Below are 14358 nucleotides of genomic sequence, written 5' to 3' on the forward strand. Positions count from 1 at the left end.
AGGAGCCGGCCATCGGCGGCGGGGCCGGCCGGTACCTCAAGACGCGACGCCGGCCATCTCCTGCCGGGACGGGGGGAGCCACATGACGACATGGATGCCACAGGCGCCGGCGCCGGAACGGGTGCCGAGAGGCGCCCCGCCCGACGGGGACGGCGTCGCCATCGGCGGCGGGCCGGTCGTCGTCGACGCCTACCTCGACTTTCGGTGTCCGTTCTGCAAGCAGTTCGAGGAGACCGCCGGGCCGGCGCTGGACCGTCTGGTCGCGAGCGGACTGGCCACCGTCGTCTTCCACCCGATGGCGTTCCTGGACCGCCTGTCGACCGACCACTACTCGTCGCGCGCGTCGGCCTCCTCCGGCTGCGCGGCGGACGGCGGCCGGTTCGTCCCGTACGCCCGTGCGCTGTTCGCCGCACAGCCGCCGGAGGGAGGGCCGGGGCTCACCGACGAGGAGCTGGTCGACGTCGGCGACTCGGTCGGCCTGGCCGATCCGGCGTTCGCCCGGTGTGTGGTCGGCCGCACCTACCTCGACTGGTCCGCCTACGTGACGTTCACGGCCGGCCGCCGCGGAGTCGCCGCCACGCCCACGGTCCTGGTCGACCGCGTCCCCGTACCGGCCAACCCCCGCGCCATCACGATCGCCGTCACCGCTCTCACCGGCTGATCACCCAGCGACGCAGGTCACCGTCCGTCAGGGGGACGGTTGCCCGACCGGGGGTGGGGACAGGTCGGGGGCGGCTCCGTCCGGGGCGGGGTCGGCCGGGAGTTCCTCGACGGCGGGCGGGTCGGCGGTCACGAGGGTCAGGGTCCGTACGTCGCGGCTCAGCAGGGGCGCCAGGCTGGCGACGGCCACGATGATCCCGCACATCAGCAGGGTGGCGCGGATGCCGATCGCGTCGGTGACGGGCGCGACCAGAAGATAGCCGACCGGGGTCAGGGCGATCTCGGCGATCTCGGCGAACGCCGACACCCGGCCCTGCTGGTCCAAGGGGACGTCCTGCTGGATCGCGGTTCGCCACGCCACCACCGACATGCTCAGCCCGCACGCCGCCACGACGACCGCGGCCATCACCGCCGGCAGCGGCGCCCCGGCCGCCATCAGCGGCTCCGGCAGGGCCAGTGCGGCCGTGCCGAGGCAGTTGGTCCACCCCGCCAGGCGCGGACGCCAGATGAGCGACACCGCCGCGCCCAGCGCCATGCCGCAGCCGAGGCTGGAGGTGATCAGTCCCCACGCCCACGCGCCGCCCAGGCGGCTCTCGGCGTACGGCGGGCCGAGGATGCCGTAGCCCACGTGCCAGGCCGGGATCATCATCCCGGCGCCGATGAGGCAGGTCCAGATCCAGCGCCGGGTGCGGATCGTGGTCCAGCCCTCGATCAGGTCGGCGCGCATCGTGGACGGCTGCCGGTCGGCGCACGGGGCGTGGATCCTCGCCATCAACGCGGCGGAGACGAAGAAGGAGATGGCGTTGCAGCCCACCCCGTAGCCGGCGCCCGCCATCGCGACGACGGCCCCGCCGATCGCCGGGCCGATGGTGAGGATGATGTGCCGGGCCAGCTGGCTGAGGGCGTTCGCCTCGCTCAGCTGTGACCCGGCGACGATCGCGCCGACCAGGCCGGTACGCGCGGGCCCGGAGAACGACGCCGCGGCGGAGTTCGCGCCGGCCAGGGCCGCGAGGTTCCACACCGCGGCCCGCCCGGTGAAGATCAGCGTGGCCTCCACCACCGTGATCAGGCCGATGATGACCTGGACGACGGAGATGACCAGCGCGCGGGGGAACCGGTCGGCGACCACCCCGCCCATCGGGCCCGCGAGGATGCCCGCCGCCATCGTGGCCAGCAGCACCATGGCGATCCCGCTCGCGCCGCCGCCGATGCCGAGGACGGTGAAGGCCAGTGCCCCCGTCGCCACGGTCGTACCAGCGGCGTTGACCTGGTCGGCCACGAAACATCGACGGAACCGCGCGTCGGTCCGCAGCGGACCGGCGATCCGGGTCATGTGCGCGGCCGCCCGGCCGGTGAAAGTGAGGCCGCGCAACGAGTCGATCACGGCCCGGGCTAGGCGCCGTGTCGCGGATCAGGGACCGGCGACGTACCGCGAACAATGCCGGTCAAAGGACGAGACCCGGACGAAAGAGGGTCGTTCATCGGTGGCGCCTTTCCCCCGAACGGTGCGTGCACTCGCGGGGACTTTACGCGGACGGAATCGAGATCATGCCCACAATGCCGAGCCATCATCGCCGGTTGACGAAACCGCCGGTGGCCTCGCGCGGCCGGTGCGCATGACTTCGGGACCGGCCCTGGCCCCGTTCCCTCACACGTGCACGTCGCATGTGGTGGGATTGGTACCGCATGGCGTGGGATGGGAATTACGCCGGACGGCAGCCCACGTCGGCGTCACAACGCTCGGCCGCGCAAACGGATGGGATTCGTTGGAATGAAACGGCCTGCGGAAGAACCCGGTCCGAAGCCGTCGAAATCAGCGGACTGCGACGCCGGACCACGGCTCGCCGCCGAACTGCAGACGCTGCGGGCGCGCACCGGAAAGAGTCTCAAGGAGCTCGAACAACTCGTCCACGCCAGCGACTCGTCGATATCGCGCTATCTGTCCGGGCGGATCGTCCCGCCGTGGACGGTCATCGAGCGGCTGTCCCGGCTGGCCGGGGACGATCCCGCGCGGCTGCGCCCGCTGTGGGACCACCTCACCGGCGACGGTCACCGGCAGGGCGACTGCCCGCCGCCGCCCGAGCCGTCCCCGGACCCCGCCGCCGAGCCGCCCGCCCCGGGACCGTCCACGGCGACCGTCGAGCGGGTGCCGCTACGCCGGGTCGACCGCCGCGGCCGGCTGGTCATCGCCGCCCTGGTCGCGCTGACCGCGCTGGTCTTCGGCGGGTCCGGTGTGCTCGTCGGGCGGTGGCTGGCGCCCGGTTCCCGGCCCGTCCCGGTGGTGCAGCAGTTCGCCGCCTGCAAGGACTGGCCGTGGCCGGGCCGGCCGGACGGCCAGGCGGCGCTCGCGCCCGTCCAGGTTCACGGCCGCGACCACACGATCACGGTGCAGCTGCTCACCCGGAGCATCGACGGCCACGAGATGGTCTGGGCCCAGATCACCCATGCTCGGTACGGCGACCGGGTCTGGATGGACTGGACGCGCAACGACGGCAAGACCTGGACCCAGTGCGGCCCGTTCACCACGACCGGCGCCACCTTCTCCAGCCGCGCGCACGAGATCGCCCCGGGGTGGCGGTTCCGCGCCTGCGGCGACACACCGCGCCGGTCGGTCGACCTGCCCCGCGACGCCTGCACCGACTTCTGGTGACGGACCGGACCCGGCTACCCGATGCGCGCGCCGCCGCGCTGGTGGCGGCGCAGGCGGCCGGCCTCGTCGCCGATGCGGACCCCACGACCCGGCCCGCGGCCTCCCACTCGTCCTGCCCGGAGCCCCGGTCGCGACGTTCAGGTGGCGTCCGGGTCGCCTTCCGTACGGGCCGTGGCGGCCGGCCGCAGGTGGCCGACGGAGGCGGCGGGTTCGGACCTGGACTCCACGAGCGTCCGCGCGACGGTCTCGCGCTCGGAGGTGCGTCCCTCCGCGGCGTACCAGACCGCGAGCGCGTCGGCGTTCTCCACGATCGCCGACCCTCGACGGTGAGCTCGCGCAGCATGGCGTCCGCGAAGGCGAGCAGGCACGTGCCTCGGCGTGGCCGGCGGCCGGTTCCGCGCAAGAGGCAGCCGGCGGACCGCGCGGTCGCGGCGTCGTCGCCCGAAGTCCAGCCAGCGTCCCGGCTGCTCGGCCTACACCGCCGGGCCGCGATGCACCAGAGCGCGCGGCGAGGTCGGCCACCGCCGCGTCGGTGCGGGCCGCGAGAGCGCTCGGCTACCAGGCCGGAGACCGAGAGTTCCGGGGCGGCGTCGGCCGGCCCTCTCCAGGATGCGCGGGCGCGGCAGGTGGTTCGGACGAGATCGGCGGCCGTGGGTCTCACCGGCCGGCGCGGCCGGACGCCGCTCAGGGCACGCCGGCGGGGACGCGGAGGGTGACGTTCTCCGGCCAGCCCACGAGGGCCTCGCGGTAGACCTCGTCGGGTTCGAGGCGGCGCAGTTCCTCGGCGATCAGCTCGGCCTTCGGCCGCCGGTGCAGAGCCACCTGCCGCTGGGGCTGGCCGGGCCGGCTGAGCGTCGCCACCCGCCCGTCCGGGCGCGTCACGGAGAGGCGTCCGCCCGTCGTCTCCAGCGCGACCGACGTCACGCCGGGCCCGCTGGACCAGCCCACCTCGGCCGGCACCACCAGCCGCGCGGACAGCCAGGAGGCGAGGAGCACGGCGCTGGGGTTGCCGGTCGCCGCCTCGACGGAGATCGCGGTGATCTCCTCGTGCGGCTTGTCCAGCCCGGTGGCCAGCAGCGAGCGCCACGGCGTGAGCCGGGTCCAGGACAGGTCGGTGTCGCCGGGCCGGTAGGCCAGCGCCAGCCGGGTCAGCGCGTCGAGGGGGTCGGCGTTGCCGGTCACATCGGTGACACGCCGCTGGGCGAGGCCACCGAGAGGTTCGTCGGCGGGACGGCTCGGGGCCTCACCGGGCCACCACGTGATGACCGGCGTGTCGGGCAGCAGCAGGGGCAGTACGGCCGACTCGGCGTGCTGGGCCAGCGACCCGTACATCCGCATCAGGACGGTCTCACCGGGGCCGGTGTCGCCGGCGTGGACCTCCGCGTCCAGCCGGGGCTCCTCGCCGCCGCGCCGGATGACGGCGAGGATGCGGCTGGGGCTGTCCCGCGACGCCTCGGCCGAGAACCGCAGCGCGTCGTACTGGCCCACCTCGTCGGTGACGATCACGAGCGTCAGCACCTTGCCGCTCGCCGGACCGCCCACCCGGTGACGTACCGCGGTGAGCGCCTCCTCGATCCTGACCGTCGTCGTGTTCACCAGATCGATGATCATGGTCGGCTCCTCCCGTGCGGGCGCTACGGAGTGAGGACCACCTTGAGGCAGTCGTCCTCCTTCTGCCGGAACATCTCGTAGCCGCACGGGGCGTCCTCCAGCCGCATGCGGTGGCTGATGACGAAGGCGGGATCGATGTCCCCGGCACGGATCCGGTCCAGCAGCGGGCGCAGGTAGCGGTGGACGTGGCACTGTGCGCCCCGCAGAGTGATCGACCGGTTCATCAGCGAGCCCATCGGGAACTTGTCCACGAAGCCGCCGTAGACGCCGACGACCGCGACGACGCCGCCGTTGCGGCAGGCCATGATCGCCTCGCGCAGCGCGAACGGCCGGTCGGTCTCGACCCTGGCCGCCTGCTTGGCCCGGTCGTACCCGTACATCAGCGGAGCGGGATGGTGCGCCTCGACGCCGACCGCATCGATGCACGCATCCGGCCCCCGGCCGGCCGTCATGTCGCGCAGCGCCTCGCGGACGTCGGTCCGCTCGTAGTCGAGGACCTCCGCGCCGGAGCTCTCGGCCTTTCTCAGCCGGTAAGGGAAGCGGTCGATCGCGATCACCCGCTCGGCGCCCATGAGGAAGGCCGACGCGATGGCGAACTGCCCGACCGGGCCGGCGCCCCAGACCGCGATGACATCGCCCGGCGTGATGTCGCACATCTCCGCGCCCATCCAGCCGGTCGGGAAGATGTCGGACAGGAAGAGCACCTGCTCGTCCGGAAGGCCGTCGTCGATCCGGATGGGCCCGACGTCGGCGAACGGCACCCGTGCGTACTCCGCCTGACCGCCCGGGAAGCCGCCCAGCATGTGCGAGTAGCCGAAGATGCCCGCCGGGCTGTAGCCCATCATCTTCTCCGCCATGCCGGCGTTCGGATTGGAGTTCTCACAGACCGAGAACAGGCCGTGCTCGCATGCGTCACAGGCGCCGCAGGCGATCGGGAACGGCACCACGACACGGTCGCCGACCCTGAGGCCCGTGACGTCCGGTCCCGTCTCGACCACCTCTCCCATGAACTCGTGGCCGAGCACGTCGCCCTTCTCCATCGTCGGGATGAAGCCGTTGTAGAGGTGGAGATCGGACCCGCAGATCGCCGTGGAGGTGATGCGGACGATCGCGTCCCGGGAGTTCAGGATCCGCGGATCCGGGACGTCCTGGACCTCGACGTGACTCCGGCCCATCCAGCAGTTGGCCCTCACGGCGCACCTCCTGTCGCCACCGGTCGCGCGGGACGCCGACGGAGCAGGCGCATCGCATGCGCGCCCTCCGGGGCGCCCTCCGAGCGCACCACCTCGCCGGTCTCCATCACCTGTTCGAACCGCCGCGGGTCGTCGCGTACCCGCTGCTCGGGGTGCTCGCCCAGCAGGCGGGCGACGGTCGCCCCGGCCGCGCGGTACGGCGGCTCGTAGCGCAGCCGGACCCGCACCTCGGTCCCCCGGCGGCCCGGCGCGTCGGCGAAGCGCACCTCGCCGCCGCCGGTCACTCCGGCGCCGCGGGACGAGCGCCAGGCGACGACCTCGCCGGGCCGGTCCTCGACGATCTCCGCAACCCATTCGACCGTACCTCCGGCCGGTCCGCGGACGGCCCAGCGGGAGTACCGCAGGGCCGCGTGGCACAGCTCCCGTACGCCCGCGAGCGGCACCAGCAGGCGGGCCCACGCGGAGTCGTCCACTCCGGCGAGCCGGCGGACGGCGCCCGGCGCGGCGAGCTGGGCGGCCCCCAGCCCCAGGCTGGTCCAGCCGGGTGCGCGGGGCGGCCGGTCGTCCTTGCGATGGCGTGCCTCGTTCATGACGTCCTCCCCCCGTCCGCGGATGCCGGACCGGGACACGGAGCGTGACGCGCCTCCCCTTCCAGGGCACCTCTTCAGGCCCACCAGATCAAACGGCGCAAGGTAAAACTTGGGCAGGCTCCCCCGGATACGAAGCCTCTGACCTGGTGCGACGCGGCGAGGTTGGCCGCCAAGCCCAGCGGGAACGGCTGGGGATGGCGATGCCGGACGGCACTGGAGACCCGTCATGGTACTTACGGGGCGTACCCCACCGATCGCTCCGGCGCGGCCCCGGCACGCCCAGGGCGGACGCATCGTCTCCGTGCTCAGCACGACCGACCACAAGGTGATCGGTTATCTGTACCTGACGACGTCCTTCGTCTTCTTCCTCATCGCGGGCCTGCTAGCGATGATCATCAGGGCGGAGCTCGCGGCGCCGGGCCTGCAGTTCGTCGGCGAGAACCGCTACAACAGCCTGTTCACGCTGCACGGCACGCTCATGCTGCTGCTGTTCGCGACCCCGCTGTTCGGCGGTTTCGCCAACTTCCTGGTGCCGCTGCAGATCGGGGCGCCCGACGTCGCCTTCCCGCGGATGAACGCCCTCGGCTACTGGCTGTTCCTGTTCGGCGGGCTCATGGTGCTGGCGTCGATGTTCACCCCGAACGGCGCGGCGGCCTTCGGCTGGACCGCCTACACGCCGCTCAGCGACTCGGTCCACTCGCCCGGGATGGGCGGGGACCTGTGGATCATGGGCCTGGTGCTGTCCGGCCTGGGCACGATCCTGACCTCGGTCAACTTCATGACGACCATCGTCGCCATGCGCGCGCCGGGGATGACGATGTTCCGGATGCCGATCTTCACGTGGAACATCCTGTTCACCGGCATCCTGGTGCTCCTGGCGTTCCCCGTGCTGACCGCGGCGCTGCTTGTCCTGGAGGCCGACCGCAAGCTCGGCGCGCACGTGTTCGACGCCAGCTCGTACGGGGCGATGATCTGGCAGCACCTGTTCTGGTTCTTCGGCCACCCGGAGGTCTACATCGTCGCGCTGCCGTTCTTCGGCATCGTCACCGAGATCATCCCGGTGTTCGCCCGCAAGCCGCTGTTCGGCTACGTCGGCATGGTCGGCGCGACGATCGCCATCACCGGCCTGTCCGCCACGGTCTGGGCGCACCACATGTTCGCCACCGGGCAGGTGCTGCTGCCCTTCTTCTCCTTCATGACGTTCCTCATCGCGATCCCGACCGGTGTGAAGTTCTTCAACTGGGTCGGCACGATGTGGCGGGGGCACCTGTCGTTCGAGTCACCGATGCTGTGGTCGGTCGGGTTCCTGGTGACCTTCCTGTTCGGCGGCCTGACCGGCGTCATCCTCGCGTCTCCCCCGCTGGACTTCCACGTCACCGACTCCTACTTCGTCGTCGCGCACTTCCACTACGTCCTGTTCGGCACCGTGGTGTTCGCCATGTTCGCCGGGTTCTACTTCTGGTGGCCGAAGATGACGGGACGGATGCTGAACGACCGGCTCGGCAAGATCCACTTCTGGATGCTGTTCATCGGCTTCCACACGACGTTCCTCGTTCAGCACTGGCTCGGCGCGATCGGCATGCAACGGCGCGTGCCCGACTACTGGAGCCCGTTCACGACGCTGAACGCCGTCTCCAGCGCGGGGGCGTTCCTGCTCGGCCTGTCCACGCTGGTGTTCATCTACAACGTCTACTGGACCACCCGGCACTCGCCGAAGATCATGGCCGACGACCCCTGGGGATACGGCAACTCGCTGGAGTGGGCCACCTCGTCCCCGCCGCCGCGCCACAACTTCCAGGAGATCCCCCGCATCCGGTCCGACCGGCCGGCGTTCGACCTGCACTATCCGCACGCGCCGCTGCCGGCCGGCGGCACCTCGTCCGAGCTGCCCGGCGAGGGGTGAGGCCTGTCGCCTCGGGCTCGACTATGCCCAGGTCAAGCCGGGTAGTGGAGCAGTACGCGGTTCTTCGCACGAACAGCCGACAGGGGGCGCTCATGACTGTGCGACACGAGGAGACCGGGCAGATCACCGGCACTCCGGACAAGGAATACAACCTGATCTGGTTCACCGAGACGTGCCTGAAGAACGCTCTGCGGCTGGAGACCTACATCGCCGACGCCGACCGGTCGGGCGACTCGGAACTGGCCGACCTGTTCCGCCGTGCCCAGGCCGAGAGCCGCAAGGGCGCGGAGCAGGGCAAGGAGTTCCTCCGCCGGCGCCTGTGAGTCACGGCGGGGGCAGCAGCACGTTGTGGTCCGGCGGGAGCCCGGCCGTCAGGGTGAAGTAGTCATCGTCACCGACCGCCTCGCGGAGGACGGCGAAGACGGCGCGGGCGTGCTCACTCGCCTCGAACGGTTCGACGCCCTCGATGTCGCCGATGAGCGCGAGGAAGCGGTCCAGCGTCATCCGCTCCGCCGCCCCGCCGCCCCGCCGGAACGGTTCCCGCAGCTCGAACGGGAGCCGCGGGATCAGATCGTCGATCTCCCCCGCGGTGACGCGGTGCGCGAGCGCCTCCAGGACCGCGTCGGCCGCACGGCGGGCCGCCGACGGGTCCAGGCGGGCGCGTTCGGCCACGGCGGCCACGAACCGCTCGGTGGGCATCACCTCGGAGAAACGGCTCCGGGCCTCGGCGATCAGCGGTTCGAAGTCCCGGGGCAGCTCCTCGGCGACGGCGGCGATCGCGTCGTCGCTCACCGCCCGCCCGAGGGCGGCGAAGACGGCGCGGGCGTCGCGTTCGGCGGACTCGGGGTCCACGCCTTCGCGCTCGGCGACCCGGCGGAGGAATTCGGCGAGGTCGAAACGCTCGGCGGAGCGCTCGGTGTCCAGCCAGGGCTTGATCTCCGTGGGGAGCTGCCGGAGCAGGTCGTGCGCCCTGCCGCGGGACAGGCGTTCGGCCAGGGTCGTCAGGACCGCACGCGCGGCGCGTTCCGTCTCCGCGGAGTCGCCACCGGCCTCACTCTGCGTGATCTGGAGGAATCCGGAGTACTCCATGCACCACCCCTCACCGATCCTCACCCGCGGCGAAGCCACCGACGGAGCGGCGAGCACGCGACATCCCTGAACCAGGTGGTGAGCCACGCACAGCACCATCGCCGCAGGGCGTTGGAGCAGCGCCCACGGCTTCCCGCGCCGGCCGTCAGGGCAGCATCTCCGCCAGGTCCTTGGGCAGCTCGGCCTTGACGCCCTCCCACTCACCGTCGGTGACGTAGAGCCGCAGCGCCTGGGTCACCGAGCTCACCAGCTTCTCGACTCCGCCTTCGACCTCGTACGGCGGCATCTCGCGGCGAATGTGGTCGAGGAACTCCTCGCGGTGCATCTTCATGGGCACCTCGCTCGGATTCCACCCGTCGTAGTAGACGCCCCGCACCAGCAGCGGCAACTGGGCGGCGAAATGGGCCGTCTCGTCGACGGTCAGGCGGTCGCGCACCGCGTGCAGCACCGCGCGCATGGCGTTGTACGACTGGTTCCGGCGCTCCTTCGGCCAGCCGCACGACTCTTCGATCTGGCGCAGCATGCGATTCGTCTTGTGCAGCGTGGTGTCGAACGATGAATATCCCGTCTGAGTCATCCCGATGCCCCGTTCCTTGGGAGTTCGGCAGCGTCCCCAGACCGCTATAACGGCCCCTCCCCCGAGGTTCCGCGGCGCAAACGAACAGCGAGAAGCCCGGCCGGAAGCGATCGACGGCCCGGGAACCGTCCGTCGCGGCGACCGGCGCCACCCGGTCTACCAAGGTTGAGGATGCGGCCGGTGCCGACGGCGAGGAGCGTCGTCCGAAAGGGGACAGTACGGAGGTGGGCCATGCCGAAGGCCGCGGGGATCGATCTGGGCACGACGAACTCGGTGATCGCGGCGATGGTGGAGGGCCATGCGTCGGTGGTGCCGAACAGCGAGGGGTCGCGGACCACGCCGTCGGTGGTGGCGTTCACGCCCGAGGGTGAGCGGCTGGTGGGGCAGCTGGCGCGGCGTCAGGCGATCCTGAACCCGAAGGGGACGATCTATTCGGCCAAGCGGTTCATCGGGCGGCGGTTCGACGAGGTGGCCAGTGAGCTGACCGCGGTGACGTTCGACGTCGTCGCGGGGCCGGACGGCGCGGTGCGGTTCCAGGTGGGGGGCAAGCAGTACGCGCCGGAGGAGATCTCCGCGCTGGTCCTGCGGAAGCTGGCCGATGACGCCGGCAGGTTCCTGGGCGAGCGGGTGACCGAGGCGGTCATCACGGTCCCGGCGTACTTCAACGACGCCCAGCGGCACGCGACCCGTGACGCGGGGCGGATCGCGGGGCTGGAGGTGCTGCGGATCATCAACGAGCCGACCGCCGCCGCACTCGCCTACGGGCTGGACAAGAAGGGCAACGAGACGGTCCTGGTGTTCGACCTGGGCGGCGGGACCTTCGACGTGAGCATCCTCGACGTCGGGGACGGCGTGGTGGAGGTCCGGGCCACGTCCGGTGACGGGCACCTCGGCGGGGACGACTTCGACCGGCGGATCGTGGATCACCTGGCGGACGAGTTCAAGCGCGACACCGGGATCGACCTGCGGGACGATCCGCAGGCGTTGCAGCGGCTGTTCGAGGCGGCCGAGAAGGCGAAGGTGGAGCTGTCCTCGGTGACGCAGACGACGATCAATCTGCCGTTCGTCACCGCGGACGCCTCCGGCCCCAAGCACCTGAACACCACGTTGATGCGCTCGACGTTCGAGCAGTTGATCGCGGATCTGCTGGCGCGCTGTGAGGGGCCGCTGCGGCAGTCGATGGGCGACGCCAAGATCACGTCCGACGACATCGACGAGGTGATCCTGGTCGGCGGGTCGACGCGGATTCCGGCGGTCCAGGCCCTCGTACGGCGGCTGACCGGCGGCCGGGAGCCGAACATGACGGTCAACCCCGACGAGGTGGTCGCGATCGGCGCGGCGATCCAGGCCGGGGTGCTCAAGGGCGAGGTCGAGGACGTCGTGCTGCTGGACGTCACGCCGCTGTCGCTGGGCCTGGAGACCCTGGGCGGGGTGATGACCAGGACCATCGACCGCAACACCACGATCCCGGCGCGGCGCAGTGAGACCTTCTCCACCGCGGAGGACGACCAGACGGCGGTGGACGTGGTGGTGCTGCAGGGCGAGCGGGAGCGCGCGGCGGACAACCGGACGCTGGGCCGGTTCCGGTTGGAGAACATCCGTCCGGCTCCGCGCGGCGAGCCGCAGATCGAGGTGACCTTCGACGTGGACGCCAACGGGATCTTGAACGTCTCGGCGCGGGACAAGGACACCGGCGCCCAGCAGGCGATCACGATCAGTGAGAGCACCAACCTCGATCCCTCGGAGATCGACCGGATGATCCGGGACGCCGAGGCGCACAGCGACGAGGACGCCCGGATCAAGGAGACCATCGACGCCCGCAACACCCTGGACTCGGTCGCCTACCAGGTCGAGCGGCGCCTGGGCGAGCTCGGCGACCGGGTGCCCGAACACGAGCGGGCGCGGGCGCGGATGCTCATCGACGACGCCCGCCAGGCGATCAAGGAAGAGGCCGCGATCGACCGGCTCCGTTCCCTGACCACCGAACTGCAGCAGATCTACCACGGCCTGGCCGCCACCGCCGCCGCCGGAGAGCCGGGCGCGCCCGGTGGTCCGGCAGGGCCCGGACAGCCGCCGCCGGCCGGCGGCGGCGAAGACGTGATCGACGCGGAGTTCACCACCGATGAATGAGACGGCAGGCGGCGGCACCGGCGAGGCCGGTCCTCCGCCGCGCGAACCGCGCACCTGGCCGCCGGACCCCGCGGTCTCGCCCGCTGAGGCGCCGGCCGAAGCGGCCGGGCCGACGGAGGACGCCGGAGAGGTCGGGGAGGACATCGCGGCGAAGGTCGCGGAGCTGGAGGACCGGTGGCGGCGGGCGCTGGCCGACCTGGACAACTACCGCAAACGCACCGTCCGGGCCCTGGACGAGGAACGCGACGCCGAGCGCGCCCGTACCGCCGCGCGATGGCTGCCGGTCCTGGACAACCTCGAACGCGCCGTCGAACACGCCGACGCCGAACCCGGTGCCGTCGTCCAGGGCGTCCGCGCGGTCCTCGACCAGGCCCGTGACGTGATCGCCCGCCTCGGCTACCCGCGCCAGGACGACGTCGGCGTGCCGTTCGACCCGTTCCGGCACGAGGCGGTGAGCACGCTGGCCGGCACCGGCGCGCCCGAGGGGACGGTCGTCGCGGTGACGTTGCCCGGCTACGGCGAGGGGCCGCGGCAGCTGCGGCCGGCGCAGGTGGTGGTCGCCAGGGAGCAGTCCGATGGCGCCGCCCCGTGACTTCTACGCCGGCCTCGGGGGGCCGCGCACCGCGAGCCAGGACGAGATCCAGCGCGCCTACCGAAGGCTCGCTCGCCGGTACCACCCCGACGTCAACAAGTCTCCCGAGGCCGAGGAGCGGTTCAAGGACGCCTCCGAGGCGTACTCGGTGCTGTCCGATCCCGAGCAGCGCAGACGCTACGACGCGTTCGGCCCCGACTTCCGGCGGGTCCCCGAGGACGTCGATCCCGAGACGCGGGCGCGCGCCCGTACCGGAGCCGGCCGGGCCCGTGCCGGGGCGGGAGCCGCCGGAGGGTTCGGCGGGATCGACTTCGAGGACCTGTTCGGGGACGTCTTCGCCGGCCGCGGCGCGGGCGCACGGCGGACGCCGTACGGCGGCGGTTGGGGGCCGATGCCGGGCGCGGACCAGGAGGCCCAGGTCGAGCCCGCCGAGGCCTACCGGGGCACGCGCCGGCAACTGACGATCTCCAGGCCCGAGGGCACGCGGACCGTGGAGGTGAACATCCCCGCCGGGGTCACCGACGGGCAGCGGATCCACCTGGCCGGGCAGGGCGGCCACGGGACGGACGGCGGGCCGTCCGGCGACCTGTACCCGGTGGTCTCCATCCGGCCCGACGAGCGGTACCGCGTCGAGAGCCGCGACATCTTCCTGCGGCTGCGGGAGGCGACTCTGGGCACGACCGTGCCGCTGGAGACCCCCGGTGGCGAGGCCAAGGTGAAGGTCCCGGCCGGCAGCTCGTCGGGGCGGCGGTCGCGGCTGCGCGGCCGCGGCCTGCCGAACCCGCGCGGCGCGCCCGGCGACCTGTTCGCCGAGATCCAGACCGTGGTGCCCCCGCACCTGACCGACGAGGAGCGGCGGCTGTTCGAACGGCTCGCCGCGGTCTCCACCTTCGATCCCCGGGAGCGGCGATGACCTACGCACTGATGCGGCCACTGCGCCTGGACCTGGACTCCTTCGCCCGGCTGTGCGGCGCCCATCCCGACCTGATCCGCCGGCTCGTCGCCCTGGAGCTGGTCGAGGCCGAACGGGACGCCCGCGGGGACCTGTGGTTCATGCCCGCCCAGATCGCCGAGGTCGGCCGGATCCGCCGGCTGCGGTCCGCCTTCCCCCTCAACTACGCCTCTCTCGGCCTGGTGTGTGAGCTGCTCGACCGCATCGCCACGCTGGAGTCGGCCATGCAGCATCGTCCGAGACGTCTGGGGGACCGAACATGGACATCGACAAGCTGACCGAGAAGTCACGGCAGGCCCTGAAGTCCGCCCAGCCCCACGCGGTCGAGAAGGAACACAGCGGGTCACCTCCGCCACACCCGAGGCGGCGTACGAGGCGCTGGAGAAGTACGGCCGGGACCTGGTCACCGAG

At 72.0% G+C, this 14358-nt stretch carries 15 protein-coding genes; 8 read left to right on the forward strand and 7 right to left on the reverse strand.

The genetic code is table 11. The annotated features are described in order from the left end of the window. Positions 1-82 precede the first annotated feature (82 nt). A complete protein-coding gene (locus QSK37_RS20515; RefSeq protein WP_285623398.1) occupies positions 83-661 on the forward strand; it encodes a DsbA family protein in 579 nt (192 codons plus the stop codon). A 27-nt stretch (positions 662-688) separates the two neighbouring features. Here the strand turns inward: QSK37_RS20515 and QSK37_RS20520 are convergent, their stop codons facing one another. Further along, positions 689-2032, reverse strand: coding sequence for an MFS transporter (locus QSK37_RS20520; protein WP_285623400.1), 1344 nt, complete (start codon positions 2030-2032; stop codon positions 689-691). A gap of 399 nt (positions 2033-2431) precedes the next feature. Here QSK37_RS20520 and QSK37_RS20525 point away from each other — a divergent pair, with 399 nt between their 5' ends. Then, complete coding sequence (locus QSK37_RS20525) at positions 2432-3310, forward strand: helix-turn-helix domain-containing protein (RefSeq protein WP_285623403.1); 879 nt, start codon at positions 2432-2434, stop codon at positions 3308-3310. A 137-nt stretch (positions 3311-3447) separates the two neighbouring features. Here the strand turns inward: QSK37_RS20525 and QSK37_RS20530 are convergent, their stop codons facing one another. The 4 genes from QSK37_RS20530 to QSK37_RS20545 form a co-directional block, all read right to left on the reverse strand. Then, a complete protein-coding gene (locus tag QSK37_RS20530) occupies positions 3448-3618 on the reverse strand; it encodes a hypothetical protein (RefSeq protein ID WP_285623406.1) in 171 nt (56 codons plus the stop codon). A gap of 376 nt (positions 3619-3994) precedes the next feature. Beyond that, positions 3995-4921, reverse strand: coding sequence for a glucose-6-phosphate dehydrogenase assembly protein OpcA (locus QSK37_RS20535; protein WP_285623409.1), 927 nt, complete (start codon positions 4919-4921; stop codon positions 3995-3997). A gap of 23 nt (positions 4922-4944) precedes the next feature. Continuing rightward, positions 4945-6114, reverse strand: coding sequence for a zinc-dependent alcohol dehydrogenase (locus tag QSK37_RS20540; RefSeq protein ID WP_285623411.1), 1170 nt, complete (start codon positions 6112-6114; stop codon positions 4945-4947). Continuing rightward, positions 6111-6704 carry an SRPBCC family protein gene (locus tag QSK37_RS20545; RefSeq protein WP_285623413.1) on the reverse strand — a complete coding sequence of 198 codons (594 nt, stop codon included), beginning with the start codon at positions 6702-6704 and terminating at the stop codon, positions 6111-6113. The genes QSK37_RS20540 and QSK37_RS20545 overlap by 4 nt, the downstream gene beginning before the upstream one ends. Positions 6705-6930: 226 nt before the next feature. On the opposite strand from QSK37_RS20545, the gene ctaD reads away from it, so the two are divergent. Beyond that, a complete protein-coding gene (ctaD, locus tag QSK37_RS20550; RefSeq protein ID WP_285623416.1) occupies positions 6931-8607 on the forward strand; it encodes an aa3-type cytochrome oxidase subunit I in 1677 nt (558 codons plus the stop codon). Between the two features lie 92 nt (positions 8608-8699). Further along, positions 8700-8930, forward strand: a complete 231-nt coding sequence (locus QSK37_RS20555) for a hypothetical protein (RefSeq protein ID WP_285623419.1) — start codon at positions 8700-8702, stop codon at positions 8928-8930. 1 nt (position 8931) lies between these two features. Here the strand turns inward: QSK37_RS20555 and QSK37_RS20560 are convergent, their stop codons facing one another. Further along, positions 8932-9696: a DUF2267 domain-containing protein gene (locus QSK37_RS20560; RefSeq protein WP_285623421.1), complete on the reverse strand. Its 765-nt coding sequence runs from the start codon at positions 9694-9696 to the stop codon at positions 8932-8934. A 145-nt stretch (positions 9697-9841) separates the two neighbouring features. Next, entirely contained in the window at positions 9842-10273 is a 432-nt protein-coding gene (locus QSK37_RS20565; RefSeq protein ID WP_285572539.1) for a DUF2267 domain-containing protein, read from the reverse strand. Positions 10274-10504: 231 nt separating this feature from the next. Between QSK37_RS20565 and dnaK the strand changes: the two genes are divergently transcribed. The 4 genes from dnaK to QSK37_RS20585 are packed head-to-tail and all read left to right on the forward strand — an operon-like array spanning position 10505 to position 14225. Continuing rightward, positions 10505-12403, forward strand: coding sequence for a molecular chaperone DnaK (gene dnaK / locus QSK37_RS20570; protein ID WP_285623424.1), 1899 nt, complete (start codon positions 10505-10507; stop codon positions 12401-12403). Further along, positions 12396-12995, forward strand: a complete 600-nt coding sequence (locus QSK37_RS20575) for a nucleotide exchange factor GrpE (protein WP_285623427.1) — start codon at positions 12396-12398, stop codon at positions 12993-12995. Before dnaK ends, QSK37_RS20575 begins: the two co-directional genes overlap by 8 nt. After that, positions 12979-13908 (forward strand): DnaJ C-terminal domain-containing protein, encoded by a 930-nt coding sequence (locus tag QSK37_RS20580; RefSeq protein WP_285623430.1) that lies wholly within the window; start codon positions 12979-12981, stop codon positions 13906-13908. Before QSK37_RS20575 ends, QSK37_RS20580 begins: the two co-directional genes overlap by 17 nt. After that, entirely contained in the window at positions 13905-14225 is a 321-nt protein-coding gene (locus QSK37_RS20585) for a chaperone modulator CbpM (protein ID WP_285623431.1), read from the forward strand. Before QSK37_RS20580 ends, QSK37_RS20585 begins: the two co-directional genes overlap by 4 nt. The last annotated feature ends 133 nt before the right edge of the window (positions 14226-14358 follow it).

The organism is Actinoallomurus iriomotensis (assembly GCF_030269445.1).
Taxonomy (GTDB): Bacteria; Actinomycetota; Actinomycetes; order Streptosporangiales; family Streptosporangiaceae; genus Actinoallomurus; species Actinoallomurus iriomotensis.

Bases quoted from the DNA above. Each gene is read 5' to 3' on its own strand.
- QSK37_RS20515 (WP_285623398.1), top strand. From the start codon at position 83: ATGACGACATGGATGCCACAGGCGCCGGCGCCGGAACGGGTGCCGAGA.
- QSK37_RS20525 (WP_285623403.1), top strand. From the start codon at position 2,432: ATGAAACGGCCTGCGGAAGAACCCGGTCCGAAGCCGTCGAAATCAGCG.
- QSK37_RS20535 (WP_285623409.1), bottom strand. From the start codon at position 4,921: ATGATCATCGATCTGGTGAACACGACGACGGTCAGGATCGAGGAGGCG.
- QSK37_RS20545 (WP_285623413.1), bottom strand. From the start codon at position 6,704: ATGAACGAGGCACGCCATCGCAAGGACGACCGGCCGCCCCGCGCACCC.
- ctaD (WP_285623416.1), top strand. From the start codon at position 6,931: ATGGTACTTACGGGGCGTACCCCACCGATCGCTCCGGCGCGGCCCCGG.
- QSK37_RS20555 (WP_285623419.1), top strand. From the start codon at position 8,700: ATGACTGTGCGACACGAGGAGACCGGGCAGATCACCGGCACTCCGGAC.
- QSK37_RS20560 (WP_285623421.1), bottom strand. From the start codon at position 9,696: ATGGAGTACTCCGGATTCCTCCAGATCACGCAGAGTGAGGCCGGTGGC.
- QSK37_RS20565 (WP_285572539.1), bottom strand. From the start codon at position 10,273: ATGACTCAGACGGGATATTCATCGTTCGACACCACGCTGCACAAGACG.
- dnaK (WP_285623424.1), top strand. From the start codon at position 10,505: ATGCCGAAGGCCGCGGGGATCGATCTGGGCACGACGAACTCGGTGATC.
- QSK37_RS20575 (WP_285623427.1), top strand. From the start codon at position 12,396: ATGAATGAGACGGCAGGCGGCGGCACCGGCGAGGCCGGTCCTCCGCCG.
- QSK37_RS20580 (WP_285623430.1), top strand. From the start codon at position 12,979: ATGGCGCCGCCCCGTGACTTCTACGCCGGCCTCGGGGGGCCGCGCACC.
- QSK37_RS20585 (WP_285623431.1), top strand. From the start codon at position 13,905: ATGACCTACGCACTGATGCGGCCACTGCGCCTGGACCTGGACTCCTTC.